Consider the following 16,179-nt stretch of genomic DNA (forward strand, 5'->3'; position numbering starts at 1 on the left):
GATATGAAGAAAAGCAATCAGGAAGCTGCAGAAAAAATCACATTCAAAAATTTACGCCGTCTGTATTTTTTTGCACTTCTTACTATTGCCTTAACTATAATTATCAGTCAGTTTTTAGTACAATACAACCTGAATCAGCAGTTAAGCGATTCTAAGATTATCAATTTTTCTGGTAAACAAAGAATGCTGAGCCAGAAAATTGTCAAAGAAGTTTTGATCCTGCATTACGTTTCTGATACCGCTTCTGCCAAACAAATTTCGCATTTAGAAGAAGTTTTAGCGCTTTGGAAGAAAAACCAAAATGCACTCGAAAATGGCAGTGACAGTCTCGCTTTTCCAAAAGAAAAATCAGAAACACTTTCTAAATTATATCTCGAAATCAATCCGATTTTCAATAAAATTGTCAATTCAACCGATTCGTTTTTATTGAATGTAAAGCAGAAAAAAACAACTGCTGAAAACCAAAAATTCGTAAATATTATTTTAGAAAACGAAGGCATTTTCCTTTCGAAAATGAATCAGATTGTAACGCAATACGATCTTGAAGCGCACGAAAAAGTAACCGAACAGCGAAGAATAGAATACTGGATTTTCGGTTTTACACTTTTAGTTCTTCTTTTAGAATTCTTCTTCATTTTTAAACCAACCAACAAAAAAATCGAAAGGTTAATTGCCAAGCTTTTATCTTCTGAAAAGAAAGCTTTAAAGCTCGCATACGACACCGAAATATTAAGCGAAATCAAAGAAAATTCAGTTAAAGAATTAAAATCGCTCAATTACGCAATGGAAAACACGCTTCTCTATTGCCGAATTACACCCGACGGTTCGATTATTCATATCGGAGAAAAATTTGCCAAACTTCTCAATTATACCAAGTTTTCATCCAACAAAAAATTCTCCGAAGTTTTAACTGTTGACGAAAAAGAGCAAACCAATTTTGATCGTTTAATTTTTGAAAAACAACGCAGCGGCTGGCAGGGCGAAATCAGTATTTTAAACAAAGAAAATGAAACTATTTGGCTTGATTTGTCAATGGTTCCGGTCATGATCAAAAAAGACGAACTGGAACTTTTGATTGTTTGTTTTAACATCACTGAACGCAAAAAAGCACAACGCGAAGTCGAACGTTTAAATCTTGAAAACACAACCGAAAAAATCAATCAGCAAAAGATTATTTCGAGCAAAATTGTTGAAAATCAGGAAAACGAACAAAACCGAATCGCCAAAGAAATTCACGACGGAATTGGCCAAATGCTTACGGGTTTAAAATTCAGTTTAGAAAGCATTAATCTCGATGACAAAGAAAAATCAGAACAAAAAATTGAGTACTTAAAGAAACTTTCACTTGATATTATCAAAGGTGTCCGCACGGCAACTTTCAACTTAATGCCACCGGAATTAAGCGATCACGGAATCGTTTCATCACTTTCCAAACTTACTCAGGAACTATCAAAATTAACTGGAAAAGAAATCCTGTTTTACAACAAAACCGATTTCGATCAGCGTTTAGATTCCTTAATCGAAATCAATATTTACAGACTTACACAAGAAGCGATTAACAACGCCATAAAATATGCTGAATCATCGCATATTATTGTGCAGCTTTCGCACAGCGAAACACTTCTCAGTATTATTGTTGACGACAACGGAAAAGGTTTTGATGTCAATTCAGTCGACAAAAAGCGCAACAGCGAATCCGGAATGGGACTTTTATTTATGAAAGAAAGAATCCAATACATTAACGGACGCGTTTTCATGAACTCCATTCCAGGCGAAGGAACGAGAATTACTTTTAATATTCCCATTCTCAAATGAGATAATTTGTCAATTAGATAATTAGATAATTTATTTATCTAAACGTCGAACTTCTATTTGTCAGGCTGAGCGATCAGGATGCTTCGGAGAAGTCCAAGCAAGTAACTCCACAAAGATGGTGATTTAGATTACGGAATTTCTTAACGTGGGCTTCGACTCCGCTCAGCCTGACAATACAAAGTGTTTAAATTTATATTTAGATATTAAAATTGTTTTTTGCAATTGCTATTGACATTGTAATTGTCATTGATATTGCAATTTTTTCTAATGATTTTTTAATGTTGGAGTTTCGAATTTCAAAAATTTGGATTTTTAAATGAAAAAAGTACGTATATTAGCATCTTCTTTTTAGATGAATATACGTAAAAATCCAGAATCAAAATTAAGTAAACTATGAGTAATATCATTCGTGTAGTATTGGCAGATGACCATGTTTTTGTTAGAGACGGAATCAAATCTTTACTGGAAAACGAAGCAAACATAGAGGTTGTTGGTGAAGCAATTGACGGTGCAGATGCTCTGGAAGTGGTTACAGCAACAAAACCTGACTTACTTATAGTAGATATTCGTATGCCAAACTTAACGGGCATCGAGGTAGTAGAAAAACTTAGAAGCGAGAATAATAACGTAAAAATCATCATGCTTTCGATGCACGAATCAGAAGAGTATGTTTTGAAATCTATAAAAGCCGGTGCCGACGGTTATTTACTGAAAGGTTCATCAAAAGAAGAATTTTTAAAAGCTCTTCATGCCGTTTCTTCAGGCGGTAAGTATTTCAGCGGTGATATTTCTTCTATTTTGATAAGTCAATTAACAAATTCGACTGCATCTTTAGAACCTAAACAAACTTTAGGTGAAGAAATGATGATTACCAAAAGAGAAAAAGAAATCCTGACACTTCTTTTATCAGGAAAAGGAAATAAAGAAATTGCCGAAGCTCTTGAAATTAGTAAAAGAACTGCCGAAGTGCATCGTTTTAACCTAATGAAAAAGCTGAAAGTTAAAAACCTAATGGAACTTTCAAACAAAGCGGCTGAGTATTCTTTAATCTAAAAAAATACGTATAAATACGTAATTATTTTTCAAAAACTGCGTTTTAGCAGGTTTTAACTAAGTTATAGTACTTATTTTTACATAAAAATATAAGTGCTATGAAAAATACAAACTCACTATCGCAATCACACAAAATTTTAGTTTTGAACACATTGGCTTTTACAGTGTGTTTTGCCTGCTGGACATTAAACGGGGTTCTGGTAACTTTTTTAGTCGATAACGGAATTTTCCATTGGGATGTTATTCAAGTCGGATGGCTTTTGGGTATTCCAATTTTAACCGGATCAATCATGCGTCTGCCAATTGGTATATTGACGGATAAATTTGGCGGAAAATATGTTTTTACACTTTTACTGCTTCTAAGTTCAATTCCGCTGTTCCTCCTTCCCTACGCTGATAGTTTCGCCATGTTTGCTTTACTAAGCTTTTTATTTGGAATGGTCGGGACTAGTTTTGCAGTTGGAATTGGTTATACTTCTATCTGGTACCCAAAAGAATGGCAGGGACGCGCTCTCGGAATATTCGGAATGGGAAATGCTGGAGCTGCAATAACTACTTTTCTTGCTCCTTCCTTATTAAATCATTTCTCTATTGATGATCCGCAAAACGGCTGGAAAGTACTTCCTGTTATTTATGCTGTTTCATTAGTCGTAATTGGTATTGCGTTTTTAATTTTCGCACAAAATAAAAAAATAGAAAGCAGCGGTAAAACAATTTCGCAAATGCTTACACCTTTAAAATCGCAAAGAGTTTGGCGTTTTGGAGCTTATTATTTCTTAGTTTTTGGATGCTTTGTAGCATATTCGCAATGGCTGCTGCCAAATTTCATGAACGTTTACCAAACGAGTTTAGTTATGGGAGGTTTGTTTGCCACGATGTTCAGTTTACCTTCTGGTGTTATTAGAGCTTTTGGAGGATATTTATCAGATAAATTCGGAGCGAGAAAAGTAATGTATTGGGTTTTGGGTTCTTCGGTAATTTTAAGTGCTTTTTTATCGATCCCTAAAATGGAAATCACTACTTCTGGTCCGGGGATATTAGCTGCTAAAAAAGGAGTCGTAAACGAAATCAGTGACAAAACCGTAAAAGTTGGCGATAAAGAATATCCAATTGCACAAAAAACAGCCAATACAGCCGAAAATGCCATTTTCCCTACTACTTCGAGCTGGCAGGATGTAGTTGTTGCTCACAATCAAAGTGTTGCTAAAAAAGAATTAATTGCAAAAGGCGTAACGGTTATTAAGTTTGATGCCAATATGTGGGTTTTCTTAGTCTTAGTTATTCTAATCGGGATTTCATGGGGAATTGGGAAAGCAGCAGTTTACAAACACATTCCAGAATATTTTCCTAATGAAGTTGGCGTTGTAGGCGGCATGGTAGGAATGATTGGCGGTTTAGGCGGATTCTTTGGCCCAATTATATTTGGATATTTACTAACAGCAACCGGAATTTGGTCAAGTTCGTGGATTTTTATTTTAATCTTTTCAACTGTCTGTTTGGTTTGGATGCATTATACTATAACACAACTATCTAGAGAGAAACAAGTTAAAGTAAGTAAAGCAAAATTAGAACCAGCATATTAAACTTAGATTAAAAAAAGATTAGAAATATGACTGTAATCATAGTATTCGACGGCATTTTCTTATAAATTTACCTCCGATAAAAATTTACCAATTTTATGAAGAAACTAAAACTAATCTTAATACTTATCGCAGGATTAAGCTTTGAAATTCAGGCTCAGGAATTAGATGTCAATTTGCAAATCAGACCACGTTTTGAATATCGAAACGGTTACAAACAACTTCTTCAGGAAGGACAAAAAGGCACATCGCAAATTTCACAGCGTTCACGCTTAAATTTCAATTACAAACAAGAAGATTTAATTGTAAAACTGACTTTACAGAATACCAGAACCTGGGGTGATGTTCCATCAACTGCGACGGCAGATAAAAACGGAGTGGCTGTTTTTGAAGCTTGGGCACAATATAATTTTACCGAAAAATGGAGCGCCAGAATGGGACGTCAGGTTCTTTCTTATGATAACCAGCGTATTCTGGGTGAAATGGACTGGGCCCAGCAAGCTCAAAGTCACGATGCGCTTACCTTTACATATCAAACTGAAAAACAAAAACTTGATTTTGGAGGTGCATACAATTCAACTGCTGAAAATGTTCTTCAAACTCCATATACTGTTGCTAATTACAAAGCATTACAATATGCATGGTACCACAATCAATTTACTGAAAGTTTAGGTGCAAGCTTTTTACTGCTTAATACCGGTTATGAATATGCAAATGCTGATGCAAAATTACTGGTAGATTATAAACAAACTTTTGGACCTTATTTGACTTATAAAACAAGTAAAATCGATACTAATTTGTGGCTTTACGGGCAAACCGGAAAAAGCACAGATTTAAAGGTCAGCGCATGGAATGCTGCTATTAATTTTAATTACAGCCTAACTGATTCCTTTAAAGCAGGTTTAGGATATGAATTTTTATCTGGAAAAGCATCAAATGACGGAAGCACTGTAATCAAATCATTTAATCCTATTTTTGGAACCAACCACGGTTTTAACGGTTACATGGATTATTTTTATGTTGGAAATCACTTAAACAATGTTGGTTTACAAGATGCTTTTATAAAATTAAACTACAATGTAAATAAATGGCAGTTTGCTCTGATTCCGCATGTATTCTTATCTGCAGCAGATGTAGTTACGCCATTAAACGAAAAATTAGATTCGTATTTAGGAACTGAGATTGATGCCACATTTGGTTATAACTTTAAAAAAGATATTACCGTTACCGGAGGATATTCTCAAATGTTTGGATCTAAAACCATGGAATTTATCAAAAACGGAGACGCAGGTCATACTAACAACTGGGCGTGGCTTATGATTTCTGTAAATCCTAGAATTTTTACTTATAAAAAATAACGATTTTATAAATCGGATTTTATAAAAATTTACCCTTTTTCAAATTTGAGAAAGGGTATTCTTTTGCCCCTGAGGTTTTCTTAATTCGTTATATTTGATTGATATTTTTATAATTGAAATCATGAACAATACCTGGACTCAAAGATGGGACGACCGTTACAAAAGCGAAGAATTTGCATACGGCGAAGAACCCAACAATTACTTAAAAGAACAAATAGAAAAACTAGAAATTGGCACGATTCTTTTTCCTGCTGAAGGCGAAGGACGAAATTCCATTTTTGCAGCAAAACTAGGATGGAAAGTTTCTGCTTTTGATATTAGTGAAGAAGGCAGAAACAAAGCACTTCTTTTAGCAGAAAAAAATAACGTTTCTATTGATTATCAAATTGGCGAACTGGAAACTTTAGATTTTCATACAGCACAATTTAATGCTATTGCTTTAATTTATGCGCACTTTCCAGCTGCTATAAAATCTGAAATTCACACACAGCTGGATAAACTTCTAAAAAAAGACGGAATTATAATTTTTGAAGCCTTCAGTAAAAAGCATTTAGAATATGTAGCCAAAAATGAAAAAGTAGGCGGACCCAAAGACATTGAATCCCTTTTTTCAATCGAAGAAATCAAAGCCGATTTCCCAAATTATGAAATTATAGAATTAGAAGAAAAAGAAATCGAACTCAGCGAAGGTTTATTCCATAACGGAACAGGTTCTGTAATTCGATTTATTGGCAGAAAAAAATAAAAATTTGCACGCTCATTTTTAACACATAGAAACATAGATTCTAATTCGCTTAAAGGCGTTTCACTATCATCAATACACATAGCTATGTGTAAAATCTAGATTTTTAAAATAATCTTTTTCAACAGATTTTAAATTCTATGTTTCTATGTGTTAGAAAACCTAAAAGTACTTGTGCTCCATAATTTCAGAACGTAATTCCTCAACATCCAAAATCCCAATTCGTTTTCCAATTGTTTTTATCAATGCTTCTTTTTTAAGACTTGAAATTATGCGAATCGCTTGTTCATCAGTCGTTCCGGCAAAATCAGCGATTTCTTTTCGTGAAAGCTCAATATCAATCAAACCATTAGTCTGCCCAAATTTGCGATGAATATAAAGCAGTAAATCGATCACACGTTCGCGGACATTCATGTGCGCAATCTTGCGGATGTTATTTTCACTTTTGTTCAATTCCTCAGCATAAAACAACATCAAGGCATACGTAAATTCAGGAATATGCTGTAAAATTTCAAGCATCGTCTCGTTGCTGAAATTACACAAAACAGTATCTTCTAATGCATAAGCACCAATTAAATAACGCTTGCTTGTCCCAAATCCGCGAAAACCAATAATATCACCATTAGTAGTTAAACGAACGATTTGCTCACGGCCATTAATACCCGTTTTTATTGTTTTGGCTTTTCCTTTACATATAAAATAAAGTCCCTGCAAAGGCGCGCCTTCTGTAATAAACCGATCCGATTTTTTACAAATAATGCTTTGCTTTTTAGAAATATAAGCTTTCATCTGCTCCAAATACAAGTGTTTTTTTATAAAACAATTTTCATTGACACAGGAATAACAAATGGCTTGCTCTTCTTTCATGAGTCTTAAACTTTAAGTATATTAAAAAACTAAGATGTTGTTCCTCATTTATTTTCAATCAAAAATAAAAAAATAAATCTAAAAAATACGTATAAATACGTAAAAATACTTATTTTTGCTTAAGTACTTTTCTAAAGTCAGACCATTCAAATAAAAGTAGTATCTCTAAATAGAACTCAAATGCAAACTACGAAGATCAAAACTACCTGTTCCTATTGCGGCGTTGGCTGTGGTATAATCGTAACCAATGATGCAAAAAATGGTGTAATGGTCGAAGGCGACAAAGACCATCCGGTAAACAAAGGAATGCTGTGTTCTAAAGGAATGAATCTGCATTACGTAGTTAATGATACTTCTGACCGAATTTTATATCCAGAAATGCGCGGAAGCAAATTTTATCCGTTAGAACGTGTAAGCTGGGATACTGCTCTTGACCGCGCTGCAGCGGTTTTTTCTTCTATTATAAAAAAACATGGACCAGACAGTGTTGGTTTTTATATTTCAGGACAATGTTTAACCGAAGAATACTACTTAGTAAACAAACTCGTAAAAGGTTTTCTAAAAACCAATAATATTGATACCAATTCCAGACTCTGCATGAGTTCTGCAGTTGTGGGTTACAAAAAAACTTTTGGAGAAGATTCTGTACCCATTGCTTATGATGATATTGAACTGGCTGACACTTTTTTAATTACAGGCGCAAATCCTGCCTGGTGCCACCCTATTCTATTTAGAAGACTAGAAAAACACAAAGAGAAAAATCCTAAAACAAAAATAATTTGTATCGACCCCAGACGAACCGATACTGCTGCTTTCGCCGATTTGCATTTACAGATTATTCCCGGTTCAGACATTATTTTATACCATGCTATTTCCAAACGAATTATAGAAAAAGGATATGTAGATCATGATTTTGTAAAAAACCACGCCGAGAATTTCAAACAGTACAAAGACTTAGTTTTAGGAACTTCGCTGGAAAAAGCTTCTAAACTCTGCGGTATTTCTGTTAATGATATAAAACTTGCCGCAGATCTTATTGGGAAAGCAAAAGGTTTTATTTCCCTTTGGGCAATGGGATTAAATCAAAGTGCTGTTGGGGTTGATAAAAATACAGCTTTATTGAATTTATCCTTATTGACCGGACAAGTCGGAAAACCAGGTTCTGGTCCTTTTTCATTAACAGGTCAGCCCAACGCTATGGGCGGACGTGAAGTTGGCGGCATGGCAACACTTTTAGCAGCGCATAAAGACATTGCCAATCCAGCACACCGCAAAGAAGTTGCCGACTTTTGGGGCGTTGACGAAATCTCAGACAAACCGGGGTTGACAGCGACAGAAATGTTTGAAGCGCTGGAATCAGGAAAAATGAAAGCCGTTTGGATTATCTGTACCAATCCATTAGTGAGTTTACCAGATTCGCGAAGAGCCGAAAAAGCGCTTAAAAACGCAAAATTCGTAGTCGTTCAGGATATTTCTCATAATGCCGATACAGCCAAATTTGCCGATTTATTATTACCTGCAGCGGGCTGGCTGGAAAAAGAAGGAACGATGACCAATTCTGAACGTCGTATTTCCTATCTGCCAAAAGGGATTAATCCGCCCGGAGAAGCACTTCCAGACATTGAAATCCTAATTCGTTTTGCTAAAAAAATGAATTTCAACGGATTCAATTTCAACAGTGCCGAAGAAATTTACAAAGAGCATTGCGCCCTTACCAAAAATACCAATATTGATATTTCATTCTTAAACTATAACCGTTTAAAAACTGAAGGCACTTTTCAATGGCCTGTTCCAGATTATAATCATCCTGGAACTCCAAGATTATTTACGGATAAAAAATTCTATACGCCTTCAGGAAAAGCCATTTTTAATCTGCCTGTTTCTATCGAAAATACTTCGGTGCAGCCCAACGACGAATTTCCTTTTATTTTAACGACAGGAAGAATTCGCGATCAATGGCATACAATGACCAAAACGGGTAAAGTTTCAAGATTATTAACCCATATTCCGAGTCCTGTTTTAGAAATAAACCCAATTGACGCTTTTAAAAACGAGATTAAAAACGGTGATATTGTCGTGATTTCAAGCAAAAACGGAGAAGTCCGTGTAAAAGCAAAAGTTACAGATTCTATTAAAGAAAAAGTAGTTTTCCTGCCCATGCATTGGGGAAAACAGCTCGAAAATGATTTAAACCGAACCAATAATTTAACCAATACGGTTGTCGATCCCGTTTCAAAAGAACCTGATTTTAAATTCACGACCGTTTCGATTAAAAAATATGTAAAACCGTTTCAAAAAATTGGGATTGTCGGCGCCGGAGCAGCTTCATTCCGATTCATTCAAAACTACCGCGAATTCAATTCGACTGATGAAATTATCGTTTTTTCGAATGAAATAAATCCGTTTTACAATCGTGTTTTACTGCCAGAATACATGACAGGAGAATTCACCTGGGAACAGCTTTTAAAAGTTAAGGACGGTGAAACTCTCAATAAACTCAATATCACCATGAAATCCGGAGTTTCTATTGATAAAATAGATACCGGCAAAAAAACAATTTTAGATAGTCAGGGTGAAATTCACGCTTTCGATTCGCTGATTTTAGCAACCGGAAGCCGTCCTTTTGTCCCGGAAAATGCACAGCTTCATCTTCCCGGCCGATTTACCGTTAGAAGAAAAGAAGATGCTGACCGATTGAAAAAACATCTCGACAGCACTAATCTTCCGCCCGAAGAACAGCACGTAGTCATTATCGGCGGCGGTTTATTAGGATTAGAATTGGCGGCGGCTTTAAAACATAAAAAAGTAAAAACAACCATAATTCAAAGAGCTTCACGTTTAATGGAGCGTCAGTTGGATCGAATTTCAAGCAAATTACTGGCCGAAGAAGTGCAGCTTCGTGACATTCAGATTTATTTTGATAACGAAGTCAGCACTGTTTTTGAAACCGATAATCCAAACGAAATTGAGATTGCTTTAAAAAGCGGTAAAATCATTACGGCAAATGCAATCGTGTATACAATTGGAACAATTCCAAATATCGAAATTGCACGTGAAAGCGGTTTAGCCTGCGGACGCGGCGTTAAAGTCAATCAGTATTTACAAACTTCAAATCCTGATATTTTCGCAATTGGCGAAATAGCCGAATTTAATAATAAGTTATTCGGAATCACTTCTGCTGCCGAAGAACAAGCCGATATTCTCGCCAATTACCTTGCGGGCGATATCAGCAGTTATTATAAAGGTTCTATTTTAATGAACATTTTAAAATTAGAAGATATCAACCTTTGCAGTATTGGCGATTTGACAATTCCGGAAAACGACGATTCGTACGAAGAAATTGTTTTTACAGATCTTAAAAAACGCTATTACAAAAAATGCATCGTTAAAGACGATCTTTTGGTTGGAGCCATTTTAATGGGTGATAAAAACGAGTTTGCCGAATTTAAAACGATGATTGAAAGCAAAATCGAATTATCAGACAAACGAAATACGCTTTTAAGAGGAAGTTCAAATGCAAAACCGGTTTTAGGAAAATTAGTCTGTTCGTGCAGTCAGGTTGGAGCCGGAAACATCGAAGAAACCATAAAAAGCGGCGTAAATGATTTTACCGAATTATGCAAAAACACAGGCGCAGGATTGGGTTGTGGAAGCTGTAAAACGGAAGTAAAGGAAATATTGGCGAAGTGTAAATAGTTTGTTTTGTTTCAACACAATGTAACCCTGAGCGGAGTCGAAGGGCGCTCCAATTAGAATCGGTCTTCGACTACGCTCAGCCTGACACGCTTGAAGGAAACGTGAAACCTGAAACAAAGCAAAACCTGAAACAAAAAAACAAAATGGAACTAACAAGATTAATAGTAAAAGGAGGCGTTATTTCGCCAGGAGAATTACAAGAAGTTGTAAATATTGCTTTAGAAGAAGGTTTGGATTCCATTTCGTTTGGTTCCAGACAGGATATTATTTTTCCGAAAGGATTTAAATCTTTAGATAAAACCACTTTAGGAAAACATCATTTTGTTTATCCTGATCAAAAAAGCGGCAACAACATTGTTTCGTCTTATGTTTCTACTGATATTTTCAGAAATACAAACTGGCTTACCGGAAATAGGTTTTTATATATTTTAGAAGAATTTAAAGAACAGCCAAAACTAAAAGTCAACATAACCGACCCTAAACAGCAATTGGTTCCGTTGTTTACTGGCCATTTGAATTTTATAGCTTCAGAACACGAAGATTATTGGTATTTATACATTCGTCTTCCTAAATGGGAAAAAATAGAAGTTTATCCTGTTTTGCTTTACAGCTGGGATTTGGCTAAGATTTATTACGAAATTGAGAAAATCTCAGAAGAAGATTCAATTGATATAGAAACGCTTTTCGTATTGGTGAGTGAAGTTTTAGATACCAATAACAGAACGATTGACAAACCATTAAATATTCCGTTTTATCCGTTTCCGTATTACGAAGGAATGAACAGAATGGGAATCGATCAATATTGGCTGGGATTGTACTGGAGGAATAATTTATACGATTTGGATTTCCTGAAAGAAATGTGCGATTTGTGTTTTGAGTGCAAAATTGGAAAAATCTGTATCACGCCTTGGAAATCTTTTATTATAAAAGGAATTCCGAAAGACCGAAAACTGGAATGGGAAAAATTCCTGGGAAAACGCGGCATCAATGTTCGTCATTCTTTATTAGAACTCAACTGGCATTTACCTGTTGCGATGGAATGGGCTTTGAATCTTAAAACATTTCTAGTTCGAACTTTAGATCAATTCGACATTAGTACCTACGGATTGAATTTCGGAATTTCTGAATACAACCGCGACGGACATTATTTTACTTCGATTGTAATCGAAAAAAATGAACTTCCGGCTGCTTTAGAATCTATCAAAATCAGAGATACTTATAATGTATTATTTGCGAGAAATTTTGATCCGAATACTCGCGAATATATTGTGCATTCACAAGATATTGACAAGCTGGAACTTCCGACAATTTTAATTGAATTAAGCCGTAAATATTTTGAAGAACTTGGAAATTCTACAACTGAAGCCAATGAAAATCAGCAGAAAAAAGAAAAACCGCAATTAGATATTTATCAATGCCAGGAATGTTTAACGCTTTACAATTCTGAATACGGAGACGAAACTCAGGGAATTCCAAAAGGTATTTTGTTTGAAAATCTGCCCGAAACGTATTGCTGTTCGCTTTGCGAAGCTCCAAAAAGCAATTTCAAAATTTTAGAATTAGTAAAAAACTAAAAGTTACTTCAATATTAATTAGGAGCTGTTCCTGCTGTCCGCTGTATCTTTTATCCGCCGCGGCGCGATAAAAGGATGCAGCTTCCATCAGGGCTAGGGCACCTGTTTTCAAAAGAACTTATCAGCAAAACTCTTATTATACAGCAAATTCTTCTATTTTTTCATGTAGAATTGTTAAGAAAATCAGCTTTAGAATTTTAGGCAAAAAACTAACTTTTTAACAATCAGATATTTAATCCATTAAAATATCGAAAAACTTAACATTAGAAAGCTTGTTTTATAATTATCTTTACTTAACCGAAATTTAACAATTTGGTTACATTGCTATTAATACACTCATTTAAAGCACTTAATATATGGAAAACAAACCCGAAGAAATTACTCCTGAGAAAACTGATTCTCCAGCTGCAGAAAATGTAAAACCTGCTGCAGAAGAGACAAAAACAACGCCGGCTGCACCAGCAAAAACAACTGCTGCCAAAGCAGCTCCAGCTAAAACGACAACGGCTGCAAAACCAGCCGCTGCAAAATCTACTGCAACAAAAGCACCTGCTAAACCAGCAGCAAAAACAACTGCTCCTGCTGCAACAGTAAAAACAGCAGTACGCAGAACACCTGCAAAAAAAGTTACTGCACCTGTGGTTAAACCGGCAGTTATAGAACCAATAACTGAAATAAAAGAAGAAAACGCAGCAAAAACTACTTCAACTGAAGAAACAGCTGAAGATAAATCTAAAAATAAAAAAGCTAAAAAAGTGAAAGACAAAGAAAAGGAAAAAGAGAAAAAGAAAGCAGCAAAGAAAAAAGATAAGGCTAAAAAAGATAAAAAGAAGGAGAAAGCTAAAAAAGCAAAATTAAAAGCAGCCGCTAAGAAAAAAGAAAAAGCTAAAAAAGCTAAAGATAAAGCTAAAGCTAAAAAAATTGCAAAAAAGAAAGCAAAGTCTAAAAAAAAGGCAAAAGCTAAAAAGAAAAAATAATAAATAAAAAAAGCTCAACTTAAAGTTGAGCTTTTTTTATTTAATAATTCACAATTCATAATTAACAATTCATAATTAACTTTTATCCTCCAATCGCAATCATACTTCGATTGTCTGAATTAAGCGCAGGATCATTAATTTCATTAATGCCGGACATTCCGGCGCGAACTTTCTTTTTATTTTGAATAGATTCCGAAATCAAATTTTCAATGGATTCACCATTTCTAAAAGGAGTTAACAAATCGGTTTCAGAATTGGAGAAAAGACAGTTTTTTATTTTTCCATCAGCCGTCAGGCGGATTCTATTGCAACTGTCACAAAAAGGATTGGTAATAGAACTTATGATTCCGAAATCGCCATGGAAATCTTTAATTTTATAGTTTCTTGAAGTAAAGTTTTTTTCGTTTTCTAATTTTTGAATTTCATTTTCAGCAAAAACATTTCCAACCAAAGATAAAATCTCTTGCTGAGAAACCATTTTACTCCTGTCCCACTCGTTTCCGGCAAACGGCATAAATTCAATAAACCGAACCGAAATTGGCAGAAACTGTGTCAGTTTTACAAAATCAACAATTTCATTATCATTAAAACCTTTTATCAAAACAACATTTACTTTTACCTGAAAATCATTATTTAAAAGCAGATGCAGATTGTCTATTACTTTCTCAAACTGGTTTCTAAGCGTTACAGCGTTAAATTTTGACGAAATGAGCGTATCTAAACTCAAATTGATTTTTTTGATTTTAAACTGCTTTAAAACGTCTATATGGCGGTCAATTAAAATTCCGTTTGTTGTTACGGAAAGAGAAACATCTAATACTGCTAATTTAGAAACAATTTCAGGAAAGTCTTTTCTCAATAAAGGTTCACCGCCTGTTAATCGCATTTTGTCAACACCATTTTGTGCGAAAGTCTGGGCGATACCAAAAATCTCGTCAGCCGTCATTAAGCTGGCTTTTGGAGAAAGCGCAATTCCGTCAGCCGGCATGCAGTACGTACAACGCAGGTTGCATTTTTCCAGCAGGGAAATGCGCAGATAATTGTGTCTGCGCCCAAAACCGTCCGTCAAAATTGTGTTAGAGGCTGTCATGGTTTTTACCTTTTAAAATATGAAAAACGTGCATTACATGCGGAAACACAGCGTCCATCGATTCTCTTACTCCGTTTGTTGAGCCTGGCAAAGCCAAAACTAAACTTTTACCCAACGTTCCTGCCACGCTTCTGGAAAGCATTGCATACGGCATTCTCTGTTGTCCGTAACTGCGGATAGCTTCTTCAATTCCCGGAATTCTGCTTTCTAAAATTGGCGATAAAGCTTCGGGCGTTACATCTCTTGGTGATAAACCAGTTCCGCCTGTAAAAATTACCAGCTGATGTTCTTTGGCGAAAGTCTTAGTTTTTTCCTGAATAATATCTAATTCATCTGGAATAATTTCATAATGTGAAGTTTCAACTCCGTACGAATCCAGTTTTTCTACAATCGTTTTTCCAGAACGATCTTCTTTATCGCCTGCAAAAATTGAATCAGAACAAACGAAAACCGCAGCTTTTATAACATTCGGAAATTTATTTTTGAACGACGATTTTCCCCCTTCTTTATTAATCAATTTAATGGTCGAAATTTCGATTTCTTTGTCAATAGGTTTTAACATATCGTACATGGTCAACGCTACGATTGATGCGCCGTGCATAGCCTCGACCTCAACTCCGGTTTTATAAACCGTTTTTACATTAAAAATAATCTGAATTTCTAAACCTTCAATTTTATATTCAACTGATGTAAATTCTATTGGAATTGGATGGCAGTCTGGAATAGACAAATGTGTATTTTTTACCGCAAACAATCCTGCTGTTTTTGCCATTTCCAACACATTGCCTTTGGGCACTAAATTATTTACAACTGCATCAATTGTTTCCTGTTTGCTGACTTTTACAATTGCCGTTGCGGTTGCTTTTCTTAATGTGCTTATTTTATGCGTAATATCTACCATTAACTATTTTGTTTCCAAGTGAATGTATCGTTTTCAAACATTTCTTTCCCAAAAATAGGAACATCGGATTTAATCCAGTTTACAATGGCTTCTGTCGCTTCATAAACTTGTTTGCGGCGTGTAGCCGAAACAAAAACAAACAAGCAGATTTCGCCTGCTTTTACAATGCCCAGACTGTGGTAAATGTGCATACAGGTTAAATCGAATTTGGCAAAAGCTTTTTCACGAATGGTGTACAAAGCTTCATTCGCCATATCAGTATAAGCCGAATAATCAATCGCCACGACGGTATTGTCATGAATTACATCGGCACGAACTTGTCCTAAAAAAATATTGTGGGCTCCAATCGTGTGTTTGGATTGGTGTTTCGCAATCGACTCGGCTATAAACTCAGGAGAAATAGGCCCTTCAACAAATACATTTTTACTCATTTTTTATGTTTTTTTTTGCCACAGATTAAAAGGATTTTTTTGCTTTTGTCAGGCTGAGCGGAGTCGAAGCCCACGTCTAATTGGTACTCCCTTCG

12 protein-coding genes are annotated in these 16,179 nt (G+C 35.3%); 8 read left to right on the forward strand and 4 right to left on the reverse strand.

The window, feature by feature from the left end; all coding sequences use genetic code 11:
• Window positions 1-3: 3 nt before the first annotated feature.
• From PQ462_RS16800 to PQ462_RS16820, 5 genes are all read left to right on the forward strand, one after another.
• On the forward strand, window positions 4-1,815 hold the full coding sequence (locus tag PQ462_RS16800) for a PAS domain-containing sensor histidine kinase (protein WP_274250862.1): 1,812 nt from the start codon (window positions 4-6) through the stop codon (window positions 1,813-1,815).
• Between the two features lie 393 nt (window positions 1,816-2,208).
• Window positions 2,209-2,868, forward strand: a complete 660-nt coding sequence (locus tag PQ462_RS16805; RefSeq protein WP_012026593.1) for a response regulator transcription factor — start codon at window positions 2,209-2,211, stop codon at window positions 2,866-2,868.
• A gap of 98 nt (window positions 2,869-2,966) precedes the next feature.
• Window positions 2,967-4,451, forward strand: coding sequence for an MFS transporter (locus PQ462_RS16810; protein ID WP_274250863.1), 1,485 nt, complete (start codon window positions 2,967-2,969; stop codon window positions 4,449-4,451).
• A gap of 95 nt (window positions 4,452-4,546) precedes the next feature.
• Window positions 4,547-5,806: an alginate export family protein gene (locus PQ462_RS16815; protein ID WP_274250864.1), complete on the forward strand. Its 1,260-nt coding sequence runs from the start codon at window positions 4,547-4,549 to the stop codon at window positions 5,804-5,806.
• A gap of 121 nt (window positions 5,807-5,927) precedes the next feature.
• A complete protein-coding gene (locus PQ462_RS16820) occupies window positions 5,928-6,551 on the forward strand; it encodes a class I SAM-dependent methyltransferase (RefSeq protein WP_274250865.1) in 624 nt (207 codons plus the stop codon).
• Window positions 6,552-6,710: 159 nt separating this feature from the next.
• Here PQ462_RS16820 and PQ462_RS16825 read toward each other — a convergent pair whose 3' ends face one another.
• Entirely contained in the window at window positions 6,711-7,415 is a 705-nt protein-coding gene (locus tag PQ462_RS16825; RefSeq protein WP_274250866.1) for a Crp/Fnr family transcriptional regulator, read from the reverse strand.
• Between the two features lie 180 nt (window positions 7,416-7,595).
• Between PQ462_RS16825 and PQ462_RS16830 the strand changes: the two genes are divergently transcribed.
• The 3 genes from PQ462_RS16830 (at window position 7,596) to PQ462_RS16840 (ending at window position 13,662) form a co-directional block, all read left to right on the forward strand.
• Window positions 7,596-11,111: a nitrate reductase gene (locus tag PQ462_RS16830; RefSeq protein WP_274250867.1), complete on the forward strand. Its 3,516-nt coding sequence runs from the start codon at window positions 7,596-7,598 to the stop codon at window positions 11,109-11,111.
• A 143-nt stretch (window positions 11,112-11,254) separates the two neighbouring features.
• Complete coding sequence (locus PQ462_RS16835) at window positions 11,255-12,685, forward strand: rubredoxin (protein WP_274250868.1); 1,431 nt, start codon at window positions 11,255-11,257, stop codon at window positions 12,683-12,685.
• A gap of 356 nt (window positions 12,686-13,041) precedes the next feature.
• A complete protein-coding gene (locus tag PQ462_RS16840) occupies window positions 13,042-13,662 on the forward strand; it encodes a hypothetical protein (RefSeq protein WP_274250869.1) in 621 nt (206 codons plus the stop codon).
• A gap of 82 nt (window positions 13,663-13,744) precedes the next feature.
• Here PQ462_RS16840 and moaA read toward each other — a convergent pair whose 3' ends face one another.
• The 3 genes from moaA to PQ462_RS16855 are packed head-to-tail and all read right to left on the reverse strand — an operon-like array spanning window position 13,745 to window position 16,084.
• A complete protein-coding gene (gene moaA, locus PQ462_RS16845) occupies window positions 13,745-14,752 on the reverse strand; it encodes a GTP 3',8-cyclase MoaA (protein ID WP_274250870.1) in 1,008 nt (335 codons plus the stop codon).
• Window positions 14,739-15,653, reverse strand: a complete 915-nt coding sequence (moaCB, locus tag PQ462_RS16850) for a bifunctional molybdenum cofactor biosynthesis protein MoaC/MoaB (RefSeq protein WP_274250871.1) — start codon at window positions 15,651-15,653, stop codon at window positions 14,739-14,741. The genes moaA and moaCB overlap by 14 nt, the downstream gene beginning before the upstream one ends.
• On the reverse strand, window positions 15,653-16,084 hold the full coding sequence (locus PQ462_RS16855) for a molybdenum cofactor biosynthesis protein MoaE (RefSeq protein ID WP_274250872.1): 432 nt from the start codon (window positions 16,082-16,084) through the stop codon (window positions 15,653-15,655). Before PQ462_RS16855 ends, moaCB begins: the two co-directional genes overlap by 1 nt.
• Window positions 16,085-16,179: the final 95 nt, after the last annotated feature.

It is taken from the genome of Flavobacterium sp. KACC 22758 (assembly GCF_028736135.1).
Taxonomy (GTDB): domain Bacteria; phylum Bacteroidota; class Bacteroidia; order Flavobacteriales; family Flavobacteriaceae; genus Flavobacterium; species Flavobacterium johnsoniae.

Coding starts and splice junctions, on each gene's coding strand:
- PQ462_RS16800 (WP_274250862.1), top strand. CDS start 4: ATGAAGAAAAGCAATCAGGAAGCTGCAGAAAAAATCACATTCAAAAAT.
- PQ462_RS16805 (WP_012026593.1), top strand. CDS start 2,209: ATGAGTAATATCATTCGTGTAGTATTGGCAGATGACCATGTTTTTGTT.
- PQ462_RS16810 (WP_274250863.1), top strand. CDS start 2,967: ATGAAAAATACAAACTCACTATCGCAATCACACAAAATTTTAGTTTTG.
- PQ462_RS16815 (WP_274250864.1), top strand. CDS start 4,547: ATGAAGAAACTAAAACTAATCTTAATACTTATCGCAGGATTAAGCTTT.
- PQ462_RS16820 (WP_274250865.1), top strand. CDS start 5,928: ATGAACAATACCTGGACTCAAAGATGGGACGACCGTTACAAAAGCGAA.
- PQ462_RS16825 (WP_274250866.1), bottom strand. CDS start 7,415: ATGAAAGAAGAGCAAGCCATTTGTTATTCCTGTGTCAATGAAAATTGT.
- PQ462_RS16830 (WP_274250867.1), top strand. CDS start 7,596: ATGCAAACTACGAAGATCAAAACTACCTGTTCCTATTGCGGCGTTGGC.
- PQ462_RS16835 (WP_274250868.1), top strand. CDS start 11,255: ATGGAACTAACAAGATTAATAGTAAAAGGAGGCGTTATTTCGCCAGGA.
- PQ462_RS16840 (WP_274250869.1), top strand. CDS start 13,042: ATGGAAAACAAACCCGAAGAAATTACTCCTGAGAAAACTGATTCTCCA.
- moaA (WP_274250870.1), bottom strand. CDS start 14,752: ATGACAGCCTCTAACACAATTTTGACGGACGGTTTTGGGCGCAGACAC.
- moaCB (WP_274250871.1), bottom strand. CDS start 15,653: ATGGTAGATATTACGCATAAAATAAGCACATTAAGAAAAGCAACCGCA.
- PQ462_RS16855 (WP_274250872.1), bottom strand. CDS start 16,084: ATGAGTAAAAATGTATTTGTTGAAGGGCCTATTTCTCCTGAGTTTATA.